Source organism: Prevotella multiformis DSM 16608 (assembly GCF_000191065.1).
GTDB classification, from domain to species: domain Bacteria; phylum Bacteroidota; class Bacteroidia; order Bacteroidales; family Bacteroidaceae; genus Prevotella; species Prevotella multiformis.
The window spans coordinates 948,260-970,511 of the sequence record NZ_GL872283.1 but is presented as its reverse complement, the minus strand read 5'-3'; the positions used below and the strand labels follow the sequence as shown (position 1 = coordinate 970,511).

The following is a 22,252-nucleotide window of genomic DNA, read 5'->3' as shown; positions in this document are numbered from 1 at the left end:
CGGACTGCAGAACCGTATTCAGAACCGGCTGCCGGCATGGACTTTTTTATATCTTATTAATATCGATATAGCCGTGCATAACGGCGTAAATCGTCAACGCCGACACGCTCCTCATGCCGAGTTTGTACATGATGTTTTTGCGGTGCGTGATGACGGTCGTCAGACTGATGTTCAGCTTCTCTGCAATTTCCTTGTTGATCAGCCCCTGTACGATCAGCGACAGTACTTCGATCTCCCGGTTGCTCAGAATCTTGTTCTTCAGCACCTGCGGCAGCTCTGGAAGATTCCGTCCGCCTGAGTGCCCATACTGTTCTATCTTCAGAATGGCCTTGACCAGCTCGTCTTCCGGTACATTGATGCAGAAACTGTGGAAGCCGGAGAGCTGCGCATTGGGGTCTTTCGTAATCGTCAGAACGATTGTCTTATGGATGCACTGTGAGAAGAAGCGCCTGTTCTCCAGGACAATCACCTGTGCGACGAAATAGTGATAGAACGAACCCGGACCGGCCTCCTCAAAGGCCTGGAATGTAGAGAATGTCTCGACCGTCATGATCGGCATCACATTCTGCAATATCTGTTTCAGCCCCAGCACGGCGAGCGTGTTCGGGTCCACTATCGCCATCTTGGGGCGTTCCCTCTTCATTGTCTCTATATCTTCCATTTTCCCAGACGAAGTTAAGATGAAATCATCTTCTATCAAATTCCTGTACAACAAGTCAATAGAATGTCCTTACAGTTTCACGCTGCTGATGTCGACGAGGTTGTTGACAATGGCATAGATAGTCAGCCCGGCCGGGGAGTGAATCTGCAGCTTGCGTGCGATGTTGCGCCGGTGGGTGATGACTGTGTTGGTCGAGATACAGAGATGGTCGGCTATCTCCTTGTTCGTCATTCCTTGTGCTACGGCCACGATGACATCCTTCTCCCGGTCGCTCAGCACCTCGTTGGAGTCAGGGCTCTGCGTAATCATGTTCGTTATCTTCAGACTGACGTCTTTCTGCTGGGTTTTCTGTTCCAGCCGGCGGATGACGGGAATGAAGATTTCCTCTTCCACCTCGGCGTGCAGTGTCAGCCAACTTTCACAGTTGTAAATATCGTATAGGGTAGCCGTCAGCCGGTTATTGTGATGGGCATCGGAGGGGAGATACTTGATGATGATGCTCTTCAGTTCCCGAAGCTTGAGGTCGGTCTGGCTATGGTGCTTCGAGTAGGTCTCAATATCATAAGCGTCGCTCGCCTCCCCTTTCAGCATGGCTTCAACGTAGGGGAACACCATTTTCTCTTCATACTTCATATGGTTACGGATGTCATGCGCATACTCGTCGAAGAGCCGGAGAATAAGGCGGGCCAGATTGTCGGTTTCGTCCAGGGCGGCTGTCAGCTCCTTGCGGATAGAGGGCAGCTCAAAATCAAGATAATAGGTATGACTTGCCTGCAGATACTGCATAAGTGTCGGGATTGAGAGGCGGTCCATGTCGTCAAAGCCCTTGTATCCATTGATGGTGAAATTGACGACCGACAGGAATGTATAAGTATCTACATTCTGCTCGTCGCAGACTTCGCGTACCGTCTTGTCTCCGAAGCCAAGACTAATGCCGAAGCAGCCGAGACTCTGCAGCAGGTCGTAATTATCCTTGATAAGATTGATCATCTTGTCTTCAGGCTCATACATCTTCTGATTCTTCATCTTGTTCTTCTTTTCGATATAGTATGCAAAATAACAAAAAAAAAATCAATGACACAATAATTATTATTAGGTATTTGATTTTTCATCCTTATTTGTCGGTAGGAGGAGGGCGGTTCGAGGGGCTTATCCGTATCGGGAAGCGTTTGACAGCTGTCTGAATGGCGATTGTCCAGCCGTGTCAGCCGATCGGAACCGGCCGGGATATATTCATGTACCTGTGCCTTGCAGGCAGGTAAGGAAGTGCTGTCGTCTGACGGGGAGTGCCCTGGGAGAACGCCAGGGAAAGTTTTATGATGTTGTTTTATATCATATGATAATAAGCTGTATCACAATGATTTTATTTAAATAGATTCATGTTCTTGTTTCAAGCTGGTCTGCTTGGTTCTCAAAGCGGCACACCATTGCGTCACACCGCCCTGTCTGGTACGATTGTTCCCGACTGCTTGGGAACAGAATTCCCAAGTACTTGGGAACGGCGTTCCCAGCCCTTGGGACGGACAGTCCCGACCGCTGTGTGTCAGCGTATGCCCTGCTTTCCAGAGCTGCACATATACTTCAATGCTTTCCGGAGATACCTAAATATAATGATAAAAAGGACTGAAAACAGAGACGGAAGGCAAAAAGGAAGGCTGATAATATCAACAAAACTGGGTATTGCCGAATACCGCATAATATTATAACTTTGCAGGTAAAATTATACAAAATATATTAAGTTAGAGATGGATAATTTTACACTTGGAATTATTTTAGGTGCAGCACTGCTTGCAGGTACAACTCGTACACAGGCACAGGTCAATGCCTCTGACTCTGTAATGAATCATGCCAAAGGCAATAAACTCAGTGTCGGTGGCTACGGTGAAGTGGCCTATTCACGCAATTTCTACAGCGACCATGTCAGCAGATACACGCTTGCCGACGAGCACAGGAATGACCCTTCGCACGGAAGGTTCGATATTCCTCATGCGGTTGTCTACCTTGGCTACGACTTCGGCAAGGGCTGGACAATGGGAACGGAGATAGAATTTGAACACGCCGGAACCGGTGTCTCGTACGAGAAAGAGAATGAAGAGGGAGGAGAATGGGAACAGGAAACAGAAAAAGGCGGTGAAGTGGAACTGGAACAGTTCTGGCTCCAGAAGTCTTTCTGGGGAGGAAAGTTCAACATCCGCGCCGGACACATCGTCGTGCCCGTCGGCCTGAACAATACGCACCATGAGCCTTTGAATTTCTTCACGGTCTACCGTCCCGAAGGAGAGAACACCATCCTTCCATCCACCTGGCATCAGACGGGTATCAGCTTCTGGGGGAAGCTGAAAGACTGGCGTTATGAGGCACAGATTCTCGCTGGTCTGAACGCCGACCATTTCACCCACGACTACTGGATTCATAAGGGTGCGTCGTCTCCGCTGGAGTTCGACGTGGCCAACAAGTATGCGCTTGCCCTGCGTATCGACAACTATTCGGTCAAAGGTCTCCGTCTTGGCCTCAGCGGTTACTGCGGCAATTCCATCGGCAACACTTATCCCAATGACGCTGCAGGGGCAAGCCAGAAGTACAAGGGGACGGTTCTGATCGGCTCGTTCGACTTCTCCTATAATGCACACAACTGGATTGTGCGTGGTCAGGCGGACTATGGTTATCTCGGCGATGCTGCCCAGCTGAAGTACTTCTCTAACCGCCGTAACAAGCTCTCTCCATATCACCATACCCCAAGTGTCAGCAAGAATGCTTTTTCGTACGGTATAGAAGCCGGTTATGATGTCTTCTCACAGATTCAGAAGCTGCGTGATGACCATCAGAAATTATATGTCTTCGGGCGTTTTGAACAGTATAATCCTTATGCTTCCAAGACGAACAACGAGAACTACGATTATACAGCAAAGAAGAATGTCAGCTTCGGCATCAACTATTACCCGCTGCCGCAGATTGTGGTGAAGGCTGATTACAGCTGTCGCATACTGAAAAGCCAGTACAACAACGAGCCGAGCATAAACATCGGTATCGCTTATGCCGGCTTCTTCCTCTGACCTTTCCCCAGTACGAACTCACATATTTAATCAATAACAGTATTACAAATGAAAATGATCAGAAAATCAGCCCTGCTGTTTGCCGTAGCAGGCACACTCAGTTTAGGCTTTACAGCATGTTCCAGCAATGACGATCCGGGTATTTCCGAGGAAGACTATACCAACAAGCAATTCGGCAATGAGGCCATGGCTGCCTGTACGGATCTGACGAACGCTTTGACCGAAGCCAACCAGGCAATCGTATCTTCACAGCTCAGTGCCGAACAGAAGAAAGAGCTGCAGAACATTCTGAATGCCAATGTGGACAATGTCATCTACCCCACCTACAAGGAGCTGGGAGATGATGTAGAAGCATTGCATGCTGCTCTGGGCACACTCTCCGAGAAGGAAATCAGCCAGAAGAATGTAGACGACGCCTGTGCTGCTTTCCTCAAGGCGCGCGAACAGTGGGAGAGGAGTGAGGCATTCCTCATGGGACCCGCTTCCGACTTCTCCATCGACCCGCACATCGACTCCTGGCCGCTCAACCGCACGGCACTGCACGCCTATTTCGGCAACCCGACTGCGGAGATCAAGGATGAGAGCATTCTGGGCTTCCACGCTCTGGAGTTCATTCTTTTCAGAAACGGTAAGCCGCGTAAGGTGGCAGAGTTCCAAGGCAATGATACTTATCCTAACTTCACTGACATCAAGGGATCGGATGAGCTGAAGTATGCTGAAGCTGTCATCAAGGACCTGCTGAACCATGTCTATGAGCTTGAGGTTGCGTGGAATCCGACGAACGCAACCCGTCTTGCAGCTGTAAAGGCAGCCAATCTGAAATATCAGACGGAGAAAGGACTTTCATACGGTGAGAACATGAGGTCTGCCGGTGATGCGGCCAAGAGCACATTCGCTTCGATAGATGTGGCTGTCACGCAGGTTCTTTCCGAGACGGAGGGCAGTTGCCTTGGCATTGCGAATGAGGTCGGCACCGCCAAGATTTCCAATCCGTTCCAGGCTGGCGACATCAGTTATGTAGAGTCTCCGTACAGTTACAATTCAATCACTGACTTCCAGAACAACATCCGGAGCATTGAAAATATATGGTATGGTGGCAGGAACGGTAAGAACAGCAATGCTGCATACAGCTTCCACAAGTTCTTCCAGAGCAACAAGACGGCAGTCGGAAGGAAGGTTGAGGCTGCGATAGAGACTGCTATCCAGAAGATCGGCAGAATGCCGAAACCATTCGTCAAGTACGTCAGTAAGGTCTGGAACAAGAAGTTCGAGGACGACAACGACTTCGATGTGAAGGAATAGGAAACTGCTCCTGGGAAGATACTACGATTGCGTTCTGCCACTGATTATATGCGGCAGGACGCTTTCCTACATGACATCACAAAAACATTACAATAAGATTTATGAAGAGAAATAATGGATGGGTATTGGCCGCCTTGGCGATGATGCCGTTACTCAACACAGCCTGTTCGGATGACACCACTACACCGGCAGATGAAGACAAACTTGCAAAGAAAGAAACGAATTTCGGCAAGAAGAACGATGTGTTCAGTGCCGAAGAGTGGTATCCGGGAGGTGAACTGGGTACGACGGAAGGAAGAGCTTATTCCGACCCGACACCGGCTGTCACGAATGTTCCTGGTATGGAAGACAGCTTCAACAGAGGTGAAAACTTCTTCGAGCGTTCCTTTACCTTGACAGACAACCCCTACCGGGGACTCGGTCCGGCATGGGTACGTAACAACTGTGAACAGTGCCATCCTTCCTACGGTCATGGAAAACGCCAGACAATCTATAACGGAAAGGCGTTCGGAAACGGTTACCTGCTGGTTATCTACCATCCGACAGCCGGTGTGGACGCAGACGGTGTGGCATACGCTGCAAACAGTTACGTAAGGCACGTCACGGGTATGCCGCAGACTAACGCCATGACTCCGTTCAAGGCACCTGTGGATGAGAGCGGCATCAACATCGAGTGGAAGACGGTTTCCGGTACGATGCCGTCAGGCCTCTCTGCTACACAGTTCCCTGATGGCGAGAAGTTCCAGCTGATCTATCCGGAAGTCACCATCAAGCAGGAAGCTTTCAACACTTTCCCCAAACCTGACAATTATGAGGTCAGACTGGAATCGACCATTGGATTGTATGGTACCGGACTGCTCGATGCCATTGACAAGGAGGATATGAAGGCGCAATACCAGAAAGAAGCCAAAAAGGCTGATTTGAACCCTGCCATGTGGAACAAAGCTGCTGACGACTGGGCTGCAACAGCATGGTACACGCTGGCTGACGGCACCAAGGCCATCAAGAAATTTACATACGGCATGACCCGTGCCTCCTTGCAGGACGGACCGGGTGCGAATGCCATGTGGAATATTACAAATGTTACCCGGTCTGACCGTCGTTACCTCTATACCACGGATATGTGGGCAAAGGCCATGTCGATGGACAAGGATGTCATCAGCTACATCAAGCAGAACGGTAAGCAGTCAGGCTCTATTCTGCACCCGTACTATGGCAACGGGACGGACGAGGATATCAGTAAGAATGTAAATATGCTGCTCGGCCTCAATGCGAAGAGTGATGCCGATGCCTACAAGAAGCATTTCGTTGACAATGGACCGTTTGCCGGACAGGACGAGATGAGCAACAAGGACTACTACGACTTCATGGTCTGGCACCGTGGCCTGGCTGTCCCGGCTGCACGTGGTCTCGACAACCCTGTCGTACAACGCGGCAAGAAAGTCTTCATGGAATTAGGCTGTACAAGCTGTCACCGTCCGTCATGGAAGACCGGAAACGACAACTACTGGGTTGACAATGCCATCAGGGATTATGCCAAGAGCATTGGCAAGAATCCGGAGACGATGCTGCCCAGGTATGCCCACCAGACCATCTGGCCCTACACGGACCTCGTCCAGCACCGCCTGTTCATGGCAAACGACATCCGTACCGGCTGGTGCCGCACGACTCCGCTATGGGGACGTGGCCTGAGCCTTGAACGTACCGGAGCGGAGGACCGTCTGCATGACTGCCGAGCACGCAACGAAATCGAAGCGATTATGTGGCATGCGTATGACAGGCGCAGCGACGCCTTCTGGGCAGCCAGCAAGTTCTATAACTTGCCGAAGGCGGACCGTGATGCAGTAGTCGCATTCCTCCGTGCCATTTAACAAGCTATACGCCAAAGAGAGTGCCAGAAACCGACACGGGCTTCTGACGCTCTCTTTTTCTATTATTGCAACACAACAACATGAACAGGAAAGTCATCTTTGTTTTTTACATGCTGACTGTCATCGTACTGGCAGGGAGTACACTTGTCGAACACGCAAACGGAACTGGTTTTGCTGCACGGTATATCTATGGTGCGTGGTGGTTCTCGCTCCTTTGGATGCTGCTTGCCGTGTCAAGCCTGCCTTATATTCTCAAACTGCTCAAGAAAGACAAAAGCAAACTGCTCCTGCATCTTTCCTTTTTCATCATGCTTGCAGGAGCTCTCCTCACCCATCTGCTCTCGACACAGGGGGTTGTACATCTTCGGCAAGGACAGCCCGTCAACGCTTATACAGAGCAAATAGCGGATGACGAAACAGATACGGCACGGTTACCGTTCACAATAGAACTTACAGACTTTGAGATCAGTTATCATCCAGGTACAAAGGCTGCAAGCGACTATACAACCCATTTCACCATCAAAGACGACGGGGCAGAGATTCCCGCACAGGTCTCAATGAACAAGGTGTTCGACTATGCAGGCTACCGCTTCTATCAGTCAAGTTACGACGCAGACGGACAGGGCAGCTATGTGACGGTAAAGAGCGACCGATACGGCACACCGGTGACTTATATGGGCTATGCCCTGCTGTTTCTTTCTCTGATATGGTTGCTCATCCGTCCGAAAGGCACATTCCGCCAGCTGTTGAAGAGTCCGATACTCAGGAAGTGTGCGGTAATCGTCTTCGCCTTGTTTTCTGCACATCATGCTGCCGCCGCCCCATCGTTTCCCAAAAGCACTGCCGACAAGTTCGGAAGACTGTATATACTGCACAACGACCGCATCTGCCCCTTGCAGACCTATGCCATGGACTTTACAAAGAAACTCTGTGGAAAAGACGCTTATCAGGGCATGACTGCCGAGCAGGTTCTCATGGGTTTCATTTTCTGGAGAAAGGAATGGGACAATGAGAAGATATTGAAAGTGAAGGATGGAGCGTTCAAGGATGAGTTCCATCTCGGCGATTACGTCTCTCTCAATGATTTGTTCTCAATGGGCAGCTATCGTCTGAAAGCTCCCATAGAAGAATATTACAACGGCAACAAGGATGCCTACCACAAGGCTGCAGCTGCCTTGGATGAAAAGGTGAACCTTGTCATGGAGCTTCAGAATGGGACACCTCTTGCCATCTTCCCTTACAGGCAGAAGGGCAGGACGGAATGGTACGCCCCCAACCAGGAGTACCCTGCTGACATTGACCGGGCGGATATAGCCTACTGGCAGGGCTTCTTTTCAACGCTCTATGCCGATGCGCTGTCGGCAAATAACGCTCAGGCTGACGAAGCCATCAAGCAGCTTTCTGCCTATCAGCAGCGCAACGGCGGTAACAGCCTGCCTGATGTGTATGCCTATAAAGCAGAACGGTTGTACAATGCCTTGCCTCTGGCGACCATCCTTTTCATGTTCAATCTGACGATTGGATTCTTTGCTTTTGCGTTCCTTATCTATCGTCTGATGGGCAGTCAGAAGCCGGAGAAGGGAGAACATACGATACGGAAAGGATATACTGTGCTTTTCTTTCTTCTGCTTCTTTCGTTCCTTGTCCTGAGCTATACACTCGGCCTGCGCTGGATGATTTCCGGCAATATACCCATGGCAAACGGCTATGAGACGATGCTCACCGTTGCATGGCTTACACAGCTGCTTGCACTTGTCGGTTATCAAAAGGCACGGATTCTGATTATCTTCGGCTTTCTTCTGTCGGGTTTCTTCCTGCTTGTAAGCCATATATCACAGATGGATCCGGCCATCGGACAGATGATGCCCGTACTGAACTCTCCCCTGCTGAGCGTACACGTCAGTATCATCATGATGAGTTACGCCCTGTTGTCAATCACCTTCATCTGTGGACTGACAGCACTCCTGCTGCATCTGGCCGGTAGAATCACGCCGGATAAACGTGAAGCTGTCCTGCAGCAGGCAGAGGCCTTGCAGGTCCTTTCACGTATCTTCCTCTATCCGGCCGTCAGCACATTAGGAATCGGTATCTTTATCGGTGCCATCTGGGCAAACATGAGCTGGGGGACTTACTGGTCGTGGGATCCCAAGGAAACATGGGCGTTGATAACCTTCATGGTCTATGCTGTTGTACTTCACACACATAGTCTGCCTGCCTTCAAGCAGCCGTTCACTTATCATTTATACATCACATTGGCCTTTCTCACTATCCTCATAACCTACTTCGGAGTCAACTACATCCTGGGAGGGATGCACTCATACGCATAAAGTCCGGGGACTTCTGAAGAGATGGCAGTCTTTTAAACAGACAGATCCAGCTTCCTTCTTGAAAGGGCTTAGCAAATGATGCGGCCGAAAGAGGAAGCTGGATTTTTTGCAGATAGAAGTAAATGACCGCAGGGAAACGACAGGTTCCATCGTACCGACAGGTAATGTGGATCTATCTTTAATGACCGATTGAGGATAAATCATCCATCCCCCCACCTGTTATTCTGTATAAGACCGTGACAGGGAGAATGCTTCCTGTACACCTCCTGCCGATGTGCTGATGCCCATCACACATCGTGCTGTCGGTAAACACCAGCCGTGCTGATTCCCCGCACGTTTGCCGTCTGCTGCCGGAAAGAATCTTCCTGACAGAGAAGGCTGAAGATACCGCATAGAAGCAAAGACGCAAAGAGCCGACCAGATTCCATCGACGGCAGACCAGTGCGGGAAATCCAGAACGGGCCTTAAGCCTTAAAGTTAAAGTTGAGGCTGGGCACTGGCATCAGAAGACAGACCTCCGAGAAGATGCTCCTGTACAAATCTTTCGCCCAACAGAAAGCCCTCCTCGTAAAGCGCCTCGAGCCTGTTGATGTCCTTTTCCATCCGTCCGACGACGACCGGCCTCTCCGGACGAATCACCAGTATCTTCCCCTGTTCTTCCAGCTCGTCCACCTTGTCGAGCTGCTGGTTGTACGCTTCCACACGATGGCTTAAAGCGACACGCAGACGGGGATAGTTCCGATAAACGAACTTGGGCTGTTTGTGGTCCCGTCCGGTATCTCTCCATCCTTTGTTGCGTGTGCAGACAACCACATTCGTCTCATGACCGGCCTCTATGGCCCGCATGACCGGGATGGAATCGACGATACCGCCATCCAGCATCGGCTTGCCGTCAATCATGACGATTTTGCAGACATAAGGAAGACTTGAAGACGCACGTGCCAACTCATTGAGCCGATGCGTATTTCCGGATGTCTCCGTAAGATATTCCGTGAACCCCGTCTCACAGTTCGTCATAACCATTTCAAAGCGGTAGCCTCGCCTGCAATTGCGGAAATATTCATCGTAATCAAAGGGGACAAGCTCGTATGGGAACCGATGATACAGCAGTTCAGGGTCGAAGATACATCCCTGTGTGACAAGATGGCGCAGGCCGATATAGTTGTATTTGGCAAGCATGTCAATATTGGAGATGCGTGCCCGGCGCGGTTGACGGCTGGCATACGAAAGTCCATTGCACGCCCCCGCCGACACGGCTACGATGTAGCGGAAATAAAGTCCATGCTTCATAAAGGCATCAAGCACGCCCGAGGTGAAGACACCCCGCATCCCTCCTCCTTCCAGTACCAATCCCGTATTCTTGTCGAACTGCATAAAATCTCGTTAAAAAACAACTGCAAAGTTAATAACTTTCAAACAAAAATAGCTATCTTTGCAACCAAACCATCTAATTTTTGAAATATGTTTAACAAAGAAACCTATGTAAAGCGCCGGGCAGAGCTGAAGAAGCTTGTCGGAAGTGGTATCATCATTCTCTTCGGCAACAACGAATCGCCTGCAAACTTTCCTGCGAACGGGTATTATCCTTTCCGACAGGATTCATCCTTCCTCTACTATTTCGGTCAGCAGCGTGACGGACTGGTCGGTGTCATCGACATCGACAATGACACCGAAACGCTTGTTGGCGATGACATTGATATTGAAGACATCGTCTGGTACGGCAGCGTCGATTCCGTGAAGGACATGGCCGATGCGGTGGGCGTAGCGAATACTGTCAACATGAAAGGACTGAAGACCATCTGCAACAATGCGCTGCGCGACCGCCGCAAAGTCCATTTCCTGCCTCCCTACCGCGCGGACATCAAGATCCAGATTTTCGACCTCTTCGGCATTCATCCCAATCAGCAGAAGGAATCTGCAAGCATGGACCTGATCCATGCGGTGGTCAAGATGCGTTCCACGAAGACACAGGAAGAAATCGAGGAACTGGAGCGCGCAGCCGTCATCGGCTACAAGATGCACACGACGGCCATGATACTGGCCAGACCGGGCGTGACAGAGAAGTTCGTAGGCGGCCAGCTGGATGGCATCGCCCAGTCATACGGCTCGATGGTGGCGTTCCCGACCATCTTCTCACAGCACGGCGAAATCATGCACGGAAATCCGTCCATGGCGGTTCTGGAATCCGGCCGGCTCGCTTTATGCGACTGCGGCGCAGAGACCATCAACCACTACTGCTCCGACAACACCCGTACGTTCCCCGTGAACGGGAAATTCACCCAGAGACAGCTGGAGATCTACAAGGTAGTAGAAGAATGTCACGATGCGGCGCTGAAATATGCGAAGCCCGGTGTGAAATACGCCGATGTCCATTTCGCCATCTGCCGCATCCTCTTCGACCGGATGAAAGAGCTGGGACTTGCCAAGGGTGACACGGAGGCGGCCGTGGCTGCCGGCGCCCATGCCATGTTCCTGCCTCACGGACTGGGACACATGATGGGAATGGATGTCCACGACATGGAGTCATTCGACCAGATCAATGTGGGCTTCGACGAGGAGACACGCCCCAACCTTGAGCAATTCGGCACCAACTGCCTGCGTATGGGACGCCGCCTCGAGGAAGGGTTCGTCGTCACCGACGAGCCGGGCATCTATTTCATCCCTGCCCTTATCGACGAGTGGCGCGCCAAGAAGCATTGTGCGGAGTTCCTGAACTTCGACAGGCTGGACGAGTACAAGGACTTCGGAGGAATCCGCCTTGAAGACGACCTCCTCATCACAAAGGACGGATGCCGCTTCATCGGAAAGGATCGGATTCCATATCATCCGAAGGATGTAGAGGACTTCATTGCCGCAAACAGAAAATAAGAATTACGTTAATAATTAATATTTCATCAAGGTTGCCGCAAGGGAAGACCCCGCTACGGCAACCCCTTTTCTTTAAAAACTTATGAAAAAAACTTTAGTTGCAGCCGTGCTCGCTTTGGCAGCGATAGGAGCGAATGCCGCAGACAAGAAGGAAGGTGCAGCCTCCAACAAACCTGTCTTCACAGTTGTAAAACAGATTCCGATCACCAGCATCAAGGACCAGCACCGTTCCGGTACGTGCTGGGACTATTCCACGCTGAGCTATTTCGAGGCGGAAATCCTGAAGAAGACCGGGAAGACCTACGACCTCTGTGAGAGTTTCGTAGCCAACAAGACCTATATGGACCGTGCCACGCAGGTGATCCGTCTGCACGGCGACTGCCAGTTCGCACAGGGCGGTTCCGCATACGACGTACTGTACACCCTCGAGCACAACGGCATCTGTCCGGAGAGTGCCATGCCGTTCCCGGGCTCTCTCTATGGTGACTCCCTGAACAACTTCAATGAGTTCTTCTCTCTGCTGGAACCTTACGTGAATGCGGTTGCACGCAACAAGGCCAACAAACTCTCAGGCCAGTGGAAGGTGGGACTGCAGGGGATTCTTGACGCTTATCTCGGCAAATGTCCGGAGACCTTCACCTATGAAGGCAAGCAGTACACCCCGAAGAGCTTCGCTGCAAGTCTCGGTCTGAACTGGAGCGACTATGTAAGCATTACCTCCTACACCCACCACCCATTCTACACGAGTTTCCCGGTAGAGGTTCAGGACAACTGGCGCAACCCATTGTCTTACAACCTGCCGATGGACGAAATGATGCGCATCATCGACAATGCAATCATGAACGGCTATACCGTGGCATGGGGCGGCGATGTCAGCGAACCCGGCTTTACCCGTCAGGGACTGGCCTACATGGTGGACGGAAAGAAAGTGGAAAGCCTGAAAGGCAGTGACATGGCGCACTGGCTCGGCCTTTCCAACGCCAAGAAGAAAGACATCATCGACTCCCTCGGTGTCAATGTGCCGGAGGTGGTTCCTACACAGAAACAGCGTCAGGAGCGTTTCGACAACTGGGAGCTGACAGACGACCACGGCATGCTGATCTTCGGTATCGCCAAGGACCAGAACGGAAAAGAGTACTACATGGTGAAGAACTCCTGGGGGGAGACCGGCGACTACAAGGGCATCTGGTACATGACCAAGAACTTCATCGCAGCCAATACAATGGATTATATGGTGAACAAGAACGCCATTCCAAAGGATCTCCGCAAGAAGATGGGGCTCTGAGAATCCTGTCGGATTCAGGAAGCACAGCCAGGATGACCCGTCATGGAGACAGCTTCCTGCCCTCTTATATTGATCGACAAGCCATCCCGCTCCAAATCTCTGGGGCGGGATGGTCTGTTTCGGGCAAGTCCTCTCCAAGGCTGATGCGCAGGGACGGTCTACCCTGCAGGCAGTTGTCCTCCCTTATAAGGAAAAAAGAAAGGTTCTTCCGTAAAATGCGTAGATTGGAAATAAAGGCTTATGCGCTTGCATGGTATGACCGTCCAGAATTGGATGGGCTTACAAAGGAGAAGGAGGATGAACTGCAAGATAAAATGCAGAAAAGGAAAAATGATGCGCCGCTTGTCCATCAGCAGGTCTTTCCGTCTTCTACAAACAACTTACTCCCCGATCATCGGTATTTGTAAACTGTTTTCATGCAGCGCAAGGCAACACATGCCCTTCTGGCTTCTAAAAGATGCCTGATTGACTTGCAACAGGTGCTCTTTTAGAGCCTTACCAACGCCCTTTTGAAGTCCAATCAGGCACCTTTTAAAAACAGTTTGACAGCTAATTGATTTACTGCTGGTTACAGACTTTCTTTTTCGCACGTGTTTGTATATTCACAGATGATTCATTTGAAATTATGTAATGGTTTTTCAAAACCTTGTCTGTATTTTCAATGTATTAAAATGAAAAGGCTCTTGTATCGGAGGAGGATAACAGGATAGGCAGCTGACGGTCTTGGCTATGTTTTTGTTTAGTGATTAACTTCGGGTCTTCCGTTAAAGCTATACGAAAAGCATCCACGCATTGAACGGAAGAACCTATATTTCCCTTGAAAAAGAAAGGGGAAACAGAATACACCCCATAAGACAGGAAAACCCAAAGGGCCGGCGACATTCCTATCAGCAACGTACCAGTGGAGAAACAGCCGCCCGACGGGGATTATAGAAATCACCTAAATATTGAGCGTACTACATTCACCTTTGGCTTTTTTTTTGTACCTTTACGCTCAGAAATAAAAACAATTGGAAATGAATTTCAAATGGAACTACACGCCACCCACTGCTGAACAGGAGCATACCGCCGCCGAACTGGGAGAAAAGCTGGGCATCAACCCTATTCTCGCCGGACTGCTGATCCGCCGTGGCATCACAACGGAGAGTGCCGCCAAGCGGTTCTTCCGTCCACAGCTTGCCGACCTCATCAACCCGTTCCTGATGAAGGACATGGATGCGGCTGTCGACCGGCTCAACGATGCCATGGGGCACAAGGAGCGCATACTCGTCTACGGCGACTACGATGTAGACGGCTGTACGGCTGTGGCGTTGGTATATAAATTCTTGCGCCAGTTCTATTCCAACATCGATTATTACATCCCCGACCGCTACGACGAGGGGTACGGAGTGAGCCGGAAAGGTATCGACTTCGCCAAAGAGACCGGTGTCAGGCTCATCATCATCCTCGATTGCGGCATCAAGGCCATCGAGGAGATCGCCTACGCCAAGGAACAGGGAATCGACTTCATCATCTGCGACCACCATGTCCCAGACGAGTCAATGCCGCCGGCCGTGGCCATCCTCAACCCGAAACGGCCGGACGACAGCTATCCGTTCAAGGATCTATGCGGCTGCGGTGTAGGATTCAAATTCATGCAGGCATTTGCCAAGAACAACAATATCCCGTTCTCACGGCTCATCCCCCTGCTCGATTTCTGTGCCGTAAGCATTGCAGCCGACCTGGTGCCTGTCGTGGATGAAAACCGCATCCTTGCCTTCCATGGGCTGAAGCAGTTGAACCAGAATCCGAGTCTCGGTCTGAAAGCCATCATCGATATCTGCGGACTGAACGGCCGCGAGCTGTCCATGAGCGACATCATCTTCAAGATTGGGCCGCGCATCAATGCCAGCGGCCGCATGGAGAACGGGAAGAAGAGTGTCGACCTGCTTGTTGAAAGGGAATACGGCATGGCGTTCAGACAGGCAAAACACATCGACGAATACAACGAACAGCGGAAAGACGTAGACCGCCAGATGACCGAGGAAGCCAATCAGATCGTGGCACGCCTGGAGAGCCAGAAGCATCAGTCGAGCATTGTCCTCTATGACGAGCACTGGAAGAAAGGGGTCATCGGGATTGTCGCCTCGCGGCTGACCGAGATTTATTTCCGCCCCACCGTGGTGCTGACCCGTGACGAGAACCTTGCGACTGGATCGGCACGCAGCGTAGCAGGATTCGATGTGTATGCAGCCATCAAGAGCTGCCGCGACCTGCTGCTGAATTTCGGCGGACACACCTATGCTGCCGGTCTGACGATGAAGTGGTCGGATGTGAAAGAGTTCCGGAGACGGTTCCAGGACTATGTCGAAACCCATATCGAACCCGAACAGCGTGAGGCGATACTGGACATAGATGCCGTCATCGACTTCAAGGATATTACCAAGAAACTGCACAATGACCTGAAGCGTTTCGCCCCGTTCGGCCCAGGCAATACCAAACCGGTCTTCTGCACATTGGATGTGTACGACTTCGGAACAAGCAAGGTCGTCGGACGTGAACAGGAACATATCAAGCTGGAACTGGTCGATTCCAAATCGAACAATGTCATGAACGGCATTGCCTTCGGGCAGAGCGCATCCGCGCGATACATCAAGTCCAAGCGTTCGTTTGATATTGCCTACACCATTGAGGACAATGTCTTCAAACGTGGTGCCGTACAGCTGCAGATAGAGGACATCAGGCCTACGGATGAAAGCTGACGGGAGAACCGGGACAGACTACGCCGCTTCCCGGACTGTCCCGAAAGGAGATACGGTTTTCTGACAATCGGGGAGGAAACAAGGGGCAGACCGTGTACTGCGCTCTCCTTCTCTTCTATGGCAGAGACCTTTCCTGTAACTTTAGCAGAAGTATTGCGTGTTCCACTTATATCCCCAGACCTCAGAAATCAGACCTCACAGTTCCATGTCCTACCTTGACATTCTTCATCAATATTGGGGCTATCCCGACTTCCGCGGCATCCAGAAGGACATCATAGAGAGCATCGGTGCAGGAAAGGATACCTTGGGGCTCATGCCGACGGGCGGAGGAAAGTCCATCACTTTCCAGGTGCCGGCATTAGCCCGGGAAGGGATATGTATTGTCATCACGCCTCTCATCGCCCTGATGAAGGATCAGGTGGATCATCTTCGCCATCAAGGTATTCCGGCGGCTGCCATTTACTCGGGCATGCACCGTGACGCCATCGTGGCGACCCTGGAGAACTGTATCTTCGGAAGGACAAAACTGCTTTATATATCACCGGAACGCATCGGGTCTGACATCTTCCAGATAAAACTGCGCCACATGAAGGTCAGTTTCATTACCGTTGATGAAGCTCACTGTATCAGTCAGTGGGGATACGATTTCCGGCCTTCTTATCTGCTGATTGCCGACATCCGCAAGCTGGTGCCCCATGTACCGGTCCTCGCACTGACTGCGACTGCTACTCCCGAGGTCGTCGATGACATTCAGGACCGCTTAGGCTTCAAGGAGAAGAATGTATTCCGCATGAGCTTTGAGCGGAAGAACCTTGCTTATGTTGTCCGGCAGACGGAGGACAAAGATGCGGAAATGATACACATCCTACAGTCCATCCCCCAGACGGCCATCGTTTATTGCCGCAGCAGGAAACGGACAAAGGACGTCGCACAGATGCTCACACGACAGGGAATCTCCGCTACATGGTATCATGCCGGACTGGAACCCGCCATCAAGGACCAACGGCAGAACGACTGGCAGAACGACCGGATCCGTGTCATTGTGGCGACAAATGCCTTCGGAATGGGCATCGACAAGCCCGATGTACGTGTGGTGATCCATATCGACTGCCCAAGCTCACTGGAGGCTTACTTCCAGGAGGCAGGCCGGGCAGGACGTGACGGAAAGAAGTCATACGCCGTACTGCTGTATAACGGAAACGACAACCGGATCCTGCAGAAACGTATAGAAGACACATTCCCTCCCAAGGAGTATATCCAGACCGTCTACGAACATCTGGCTTATTTTTATCAGATTGGAGTGGGCAGCGGTGCCGGATGTACCTTCGAGTTCCCGATAGACAAGTTCTGTACGACCTTCAAGCACTTCCCTATCCGTGCCAGCGCCGCACTGACCATCCTGCAGCGGGCAGGCTATATCGACTATGAACAGAACCCCGACACCAAGGCCCGGGTCCGTTTCCTGCTGAACCGTGACGACCTTTACCGGCTCGATGCGCTCAGCGACAAAGAGAATGAAGTCGTCACGGCCCTTCTCCGCAACTACGGCGGACTGTTCTCGGATTATGGCTATGTCGATGAAAGCTATATAGCGCAGGAAGCCGGGCTTGACAGGAACCAGACCTACATGATACTTGTAAACCTGAGTAAAAAACGTATCATCAACTTCATCCCCAGAAAGAACACACCGCTTGTCCGATACAGAAGTGACCGGATTGACGGCGCGGACGTCATCCTCGACAGAAGCGTGTATGAAGACCGGAAAGAACAGTTTGTAAAAAGGATCCGCTCTGTGATAGACTACGCACAGAACGGACGCATCTGCCGGAGCAGACAGCTGCTGCTTTATTTCGGAGAGAAAAAGTCGGCAGACTGCGGACAGTGTGATGTGTGCCTTTCACATACTGACACGGATGACAGTGCCATACGCAAGCTGATCAGACAGCAGCTACTGGAACTGCTGGCTGACGGCAAGAGACACCACGTCACCGAAGTCCGCCGGCTGAACAGCAACTGGGATCTTGCAGGAGAAGTGATGAGAGAGATGGTCCTGGAGGAGGAAATACTCATGGAAGGCAGTTATCTTCTCCAGCCATGACGGACGGCGTCTCCCTATAATGAAACTGTGGAGTCTCCGTCATACACGGTGACGACGTGAAACTTCCTCAGACAAACAGGACCCTGCAGCGACAGACTTCCGTCTCTCCGCAGTCCGGGTCTTCCTTGGCGATTCTGACATTGAAGTCGACATCGGTCTCTCTCCGCTCACAATAGAAATGAAGCCTGTCACCTTGATGAGACTCGGCCACATAAGCGATCTCAAACCGTCTGACCGGATGCTTCCTGTACCAGTCCAGATTCCACAGATCCAGAATGTGCTCAATATATTTCACGGAATTGACGTGCCCGTTGACATCCACATCACTGTAACAGGTATCAGTCTGCCGGACCGGACTCGCCTCACCGCTCATCTTCACGCGGGATGACTGCGCGATCGGACAGGGATACTCTTTCTCAATATAATCCTTGATCAGACCGCCACGCACAGAAAGAACATCTGCTGGCTGGCGGGTTTCTACATCAATCATCGCCCAGATGCTTTTTCCATAACCATAGACGTGACCGTCCTGCCCGGTAATCCTGAAGTTCCGGCTTGTAAAGAAACGCATCACGTCATCGACCCAGGTTTCAACGGAAAACCTGTCATACGCCCCTGGCATATCATCCATCTCTACGGCCAGCCTACTCAGCACCCACGTCTTGCGGACGGTATTGAGATAGTTCATGCCGTAACCTCGTTCATTGCTATGGAAATCCGCGGCATTCAACAGATGGTTGCCCAGATGCCCCATGAACAGATGACCGGAGAAGTCGCAGTGAAACGGCTCTGCCAGAAATTCATATTTTCCAATCTTTGATAGCTTTTCCATCTTCCTTTTCTCCTTTTTTCAACTGATTAACCTCTATTCCACTTTTCTCCGACAGCGCCTGTGGATATGTTCTGTTTTCTTCTACGAGATTCTATAATGAATCATGCAGTGGAGGGAACATATCCGATATACCGTATAGGGAAAAGAAAAGCTTTCACAGGAAAGCTGCACACCACACTACACAATGACTTTCGACGCTGATTCTCAAAAAGAAAAGGGATGCATCCCACAAGATGCATCCCCGATAGTTATTCTGTCGGAAGGATAAACCTCCTTGACCAGTTGCTTCAGATTACTTTACGTAAACAACAGCAAGACGGTTAGAAGTCGTACCCTGTACGCCCTTACCAGTAGCCTCGTCAACATTCACGCCACGAGCCTTGAGGTAGTCAGCAACTACATCGGCACGAGCCTGAGACAGACGGTCGTTGATTTCCTTAGAACCCTCTGGAGAAGCAGTACCTACAACCTGAACGTGAGAGCCTTCCTTGATGTTGTTCAAAGCAGACTTAGCGTCGTTTGTAAGAGCATACTTGCCCTGTGCGAATGTTACGAATACGAGGTCGGAAACGGTGAACTCCTTAACGGCCGGAACTTCCTTGACAACCTCCTTGGTGATAACCTCTGGCTTGCGGTTGCGGAGCTCGTTGATCTGAGCGTTCAGAGCATCGATTTCAGCCTGGTCACGCGGAGTAACGATTGTGAAGTTGTGAGTACCGTTAGAGTTCTTGAACTTGTAAACGAGACCTGCATTCAGCTGTACAAATGAGTTGTTGATGTTGTAAGCTGGCTGACCTGCATTGGAACCTGCCTTGTAGTTGTAGTCATTAGTATAGTCAGCATAATACGTCTTCCCAGGATTAGCGGGATCGACTACAAGGTGCTTCTTTGCAGCCTGACCCAGGAAAGCGAAGTTGATTGACGGCTCAACATATACCTGCCACTGCTTCTCTGAACCGAAGTTGAAAGCGAAGTCAAGAGCAGCCTTGGAAGTCATACGGTTACGCTGACCGGAAGTAAGCTCCTTGAAAGCCTTGTCGCTTGTGAACACGTGTGCCCAGCCGAGACCGTAGAGTGCGCTTACCTCGAATGCACGTGGCTCACCCTTGTAGCCGCCGAACCAGTTGCTCAGGTTTACAGTACCGAGCAGGCTGACGTTTGTAGCGCGAACGGCAGTACCTGTTGAACCCCAAGGCTTGTTTGAGAAGTATGCGTTACCCTCAACAGCCAGACCGAACACCGGAGTGAAGTAGCGGCCGACACGGATACCTGCATTAGGGTCGAGGTCGCTCAACCACTTGTGACCTGTTGTCTTTGTTGCAACACCACCGTTAATACCTACGTAGATGTTGTCGAATGTCTTGCTCTCTGCAACTGTCTGAGCAGATACAGAAGCAGCCATAGAGGCTGCAGCCAACATTAAAACTAACTTTTTCATTTCTCTCTGAATTAATTAATATTTATAATATAAATTATAGAATCAACATTCTTAATCGGCTGCAAAGTAATAAAAAAATAATGAAACCGCCAAATGTTTTTGAGGAAAAATGTGCACAACACCCCCTATTGTGAGCAATAATGACATAAAGCAAGCGTTAAAGAACAATATGTTATCAAAACAGATGAAAAAAACGAGGTGTGCGGGATTGGCTTGATGAAATCTGATGGAAGTACTGCGAAGACTGTTCAAACTGTCAGACCGCCGTATGCTTCGAATAGAATGAAACGTGGGGATTATCTTTGCCAGACCGGAGGGGGGCACTATGTTCCACCTATTATTATATAGAGGCACGACGCTTGTCTATTATAAGGCTCTTTCGTTAACTGAATGGATAGGAATGAAGGTAGAGACTTGTAATACTCGCCAAATGCCACCATAATTTATTTATAAGAATGCGAGCCCTGCAAACGCCTGTGCTGTCCGGTGCGCCTTTCCTGTGCAAGTCCTTCATCAGCAGCTTGTCATGTTGGACAGTGACAGGAGCAGGTGCGGCTTTCCGCTCCAAGCAGCCGTGTCGGTTGCCCATCACGTGTGGAGCTGCCGGCAAACACCTATCGTGTTGACGACCCGCACGATCATAACATGTCGCAGGAATGGGACAGGCCTGCTGCCGGGGAGACATCATGGCGGCAGGAATTATTCATCCAGGAAGGTGTATCAAAACTCGGGGGCAGAAAAACCTCCTTCCCTATTGACCGTTTCAAGCCCTCGTAAACATCAGAACAACCGCTGTCATCGAGTAATCAACTCTTTGGCAGCGGTTGTTCTCTACAAATGACGACCGTCTTCAGCTGGGGACGAGTTTATACACTCCCTCCCCAAAAAAACGAGTTCTTCCGTTAAATGCGCGGATGCTTTTTCGCATAGCTTTAACAGAAGAACCGAAGTTATTCATTAAAAAAACAGCCAAGACAGTCAACTGGCTATTCTGTCATCATCTCCTGATAAAAAACTTTCCAATTTAATATGTCGGAAACAAAGATGAGATATTGAAAAACCATTATATAATTTCAAACGAATCATCTGCAAATAAAAAAGACACGTGTAGAAAGCAAGTTGGTAATCAGCAGTCAATCAAATGGTTATTAAACCGTTCGTAAAAGGTGCCTGATTGGACTTCAAAAGGGCGTTGGTAACACGCTGAAAGAGCATCGATTGCAAGTCGATCAGGCATCTTTCAGAAGTCAGAAGAGCCTGTTTCGGCTTTGGTTGCATGAAAACAGTTTACAGACACCGGTGATATAGGGATGGGGTTGTCTGTAGAAGACGGAAAGACAGGCCGATGGACAGGCATCGCATCAATTTTCCTTTCCTGCATTTTTCTTTGTAGTTTACCTTCCTTTTTGTAAAACCATCTGATTCTGGACAGTCATACCATGCAAGTGCATAAGCCTTTATCCTTCCAATCTACGCATTTAACAGAAGAACCCAAAACGGAATTATCTTCTTAAACGAAACCGCACATGGGCGATTTACGTCTTATCGGAGGGCATGAATACAGGTATTGGGAAAGGGGCTGTCTGGATCCGGCTATCCAGCACCATTTCATGCCAAAGCTATACGGAAACCTCTGCAAGACTCGCTGACAAGGAAAATCGGCATCTACAGCCTGCTGGCAGTCAGAACCGTCCCTTTGAAGTCAGCAGGGCTTTTCCGATCCCCCATGCAGTTACACAACACCTGTCTGCCCATTTGACGGAAGAACCGATATGT

The 22,252-nt window shown here is 50.4% G+C and carries 13 protein-coding genes; 8 read left to right on the top strand and 5 right to left on the bottom strand.

Annotated features, from left to right (window positions below; translation table 11 throughout):
* Positions 1-46 precede the first annotated feature (46 nt).
* Both HMPREF9141_RS09205 and HMPREF9141_RS09200 read right to left on the bottom strand, forming a co-directional pair.
* On the bottom strand, positions 47-643 hold the full coding sequence (locus tag HMPREF9141_RS09205; RefSeq protein WP_370991948.1) for a response regulator transcription factor: 597 nt from the start codon (positions 641-643) through the stop codon (positions 47-49).
* An 87-nt stretch (positions 644-730) separates the two neighbouring features.
* Positions 731-1,687, bottom strand: a complete 957-nt coding sequence (locus tag HMPREF9141_RS09200; protein ID WP_007368445.1) for a LuxR C-terminal-related transcriptional regulator — start codon at positions 1,685-1,687, stop codon at positions 731-733.
* 719 nt (positions 1,688-2,406) lie between these two features.
* Here HMPREF9141_RS09200 and HMPREF9141_RS09195 point away from each other — a divergent pair.
* The 4 genes from HMPREF9141_RS09195 to HMPREF9141_RS09180 all read left to right on the top strand — a co-directional run bounded on the left by HMPREF9141_RS09195 (position 2,407) and on the right by HMPREF9141_RS09180 (position 9,214).
* Positions 2,407-3,714, top strand: a complete 1,308-nt coding sequence (locus tag HMPREF9141_RS09195) for a hypothetical protein (protein WP_007368443.1) — start codon at positions 2,407-2,409, stop codon at positions 3,712-3,714.
* A gap of 54 nt (positions 3,715-3,768) precedes the next feature.
* Positions 3,769-5,016, top strand: coding sequence for an imelysin family protein (locus HMPREF9141_RS09190; RefSeq protein ID WP_257009596.1), 1,248 nt, complete (start codon positions 3,769-3,771; stop codon positions 5,014-5,016).
* 101 nt (positions 5,017-5,117) lie between these two features.
* The gene (locus tag HMPREF9141_RS09185) at positions 5,118-6,887 is read left to right on the top strand and encodes a di-heme oxidoredictase family protein (protein WP_007368441.1); all 1,770 of its coding nucleotides are present in this window, start codon (positions 5,118-5,120) and stop codon (positions 6,885-6,887) included.
* 80 nt (positions 6,888-6,967) lie between these two features.
* Positions 6,968-9,214, top strand: coding sequence for a cytochrome c biogenesis protein CcsA (locus HMPREF9141_RS09180; protein ID WP_007368440.1), 2,247 nt, complete (start codon positions 6,968-6,970; stop codon positions 9,212-9,214).
* Between the two features lie 477 nt (positions 9,215-9,691).
* Here HMPREF9141_RS09180 and HMPREF9141_RS09175 read toward each other — a convergent pair whose 3' ends face one another.
* Complete coding sequence (locus HMPREF9141_RS09175) at positions 9,692-10,588, bottom strand: patatin-like phospholipase family protein (RefSeq protein WP_007368439.1); 897 nt, start codon at positions 10,586-10,588, stop codon at positions 9,692-9,694.
* A gap of 87 nt (positions 10,589-10,675) precedes the next feature.
* On the opposite strand from HMPREF9141_RS09175, the gene HMPREF9141_RS09170 reads away from it, so the two are divergent.
* The 4 genes from HMPREF9141_RS09170 (at position 10,676) to HMPREF9141_RS09150 (ending at position 18,206) form a co-directional block, all read left to right on the top strand.
* Complete coding sequence (locus HMPREF9141_RS09170) at positions 10,676-12,082, top strand: aminopeptidase P family protein (protein WP_007368438.1); 1,407 nt, start codon at positions 10,676-10,678, stop codon at positions 12,080-12,082.
* Between the two features lie 82 nt (positions 12,083-12,164).
* Positions 12,165-13,367, top strand: coding sequence for a C1 family peptidase (locus HMPREF9141_RS09165; protein ID WP_007368437.1), 1,203 nt, complete (start codon positions 12,165-12,167; stop codon positions 13,365-13,367).
* A gap of 1,016 nt (positions 13,368-14,383) precedes the next feature.
* Entirely contained in the window at positions 14,384-16,108 is a 1,725-nt protein-coding gene (gene recJ, locus HMPREF9141_RS09155; protein WP_007368435.1) for a single-stranded-DNA-specific exonuclease RecJ, read from the top strand.
* Between the two features lie 205 nt (positions 16,109-16,313).
* On the top strand, positions 16,314-18,206 hold the full coding sequence (locus tag HMPREF9141_RS09150; protein WP_007368434.1) for a RecQ family ATP-dependent DNA helicase: 1,893 nt from the start codon (positions 16,314-16,316) through the stop codon (positions 18,204-18,206).
* Positions 18,207-18,273: 67 nt separating this feature from the next.
* Here HMPREF9141_RS09150 and HMPREF9141_RS09145 read toward each other — a convergent pair whose 3' ends face one another.
* Both HMPREF9141_RS09145 and HMPREF9141_RS09140 read right to left on the bottom strand, forming a co-directional pair.
* Positions 18,274-19,038: an acyl-[acyl-carrier-protein] thioesterase gene (locus HMPREF9141_RS09145; protein WP_007368433.1), complete on the bottom strand. Its 765-nt coding sequence runs from the start codon at positions 19,036-19,038 to the stop codon at positions 18,274-18,276.
* Positions 19,039-19,330: 292 nt separating this feature from the next.
* A complete protein-coding gene (locus tag HMPREF9141_RS09140; RefSeq protein ID WP_007368432.1) occupies positions 19,331-20,476 on the bottom strand; it encodes an OmpA family protein in 1,146 nt (381 codons plus the stop codon).
* Between the last annotated feature and the right edge of the window lie 1,776 nt (positions 20,477-22,252).

What these genes read in the sequence shown, in the direction of transcription:
- HMPREF9141_RS09205 (WP_370991948.1), bottom strand. Translation starts at nt 643, where the DNA reads ATGAAGAGGGAACGCCCCAAGATGGCGATAGTGGACCCGAACACGCTC.
- HMPREF9141_RS09200 (WP_007368445.1), bottom strand. Translation starts at nt 1,687, where the DNA reads ATGAAGAATCAGAAGATGTATGAGCCTGAAGACAAGATGATCAATCTT.
- HMPREF9141_RS09195 (WP_007368443.1), top strand. Translation starts at nt 2,407, where the DNA reads ATGGATAATTTTACACTTGGAATTATTTTAGGTGCAGCACTGCTTGCA.
- HMPREF9141_RS09190 (WP_257009596.1), top strand. Translation starts at nt 3,769, where the DNA reads ATGATCAGAAAATCAGCCCTGCTGTTTGCCGTAGCAGGCACACTCAGT.
- HMPREF9141_RS09185 (WP_007368441.1), top strand. Translation starts at nt 5,118, where the DNA reads ATGAAGAGAAATAATGGATGGGTATTGGCCGCCTTGGCGATGATGCCG.
- HMPREF9141_RS09180 (WP_007368440.1), top strand. Translation starts at nt 6,968, where the DNA reads ATGAACAGGAAAGTCATCTTTGTTTTTTACATGCTGACTGTCATCGTA.
- HMPREF9141_RS09175 (WP_007368439.1), bottom strand. Translation starts at nt 10,588, where the DNA reads ATGCAGTTCGACAAGAATACGGGATTGGTACTGGAAGGAGGAGGGATG.
- HMPREF9141_RS09170 (WP_007368438.1), top strand. Translation starts at nt 10,676, where the DNA reads ATGTTTAACAAAGAAACCTATGTAAAGCGCCGGGCAGAGCTGAAGAAG.
- HMPREF9141_RS09165 (WP_007368437.1), top strand. Translation starts at nt 12,165, where the DNA reads ATGAAAAAAACTTTAGTTGCAGCCGTGCTCGCTTTGGCAGCGATAGGA.
- recJ (WP_007368435.1), top strand. Translation starts at nt 14,384, where the DNA reads ATGAATTTCAAATGGAACTACACGCCACCCACTGCTGAACAGGAGCAT.
- HMPREF9141_RS09150 (WP_007368434.1), top strand. Translation starts at nt 16,314, where the DNA reads ATGTCCTACCTTGACATTCTTCATCAATATTGGGGCTATCCCGACTTC.
- HMPREF9141_RS09145 (WP_007368433.1), bottom strand. Translation starts at nt 19,038, where the DNA reads ATGGAAAAGCTATCAAAGATTGGAAAATATGAATTTCTGGCAGAGCCG.
- HMPREF9141_RS09140 (WP_007368432.1), bottom strand. Translation starts at nt 20,476, where the DNA reads ATGAAAAAGTTAGTTTTAATGTTGGCTGCAGCCTCTATGGCTGCTTCT.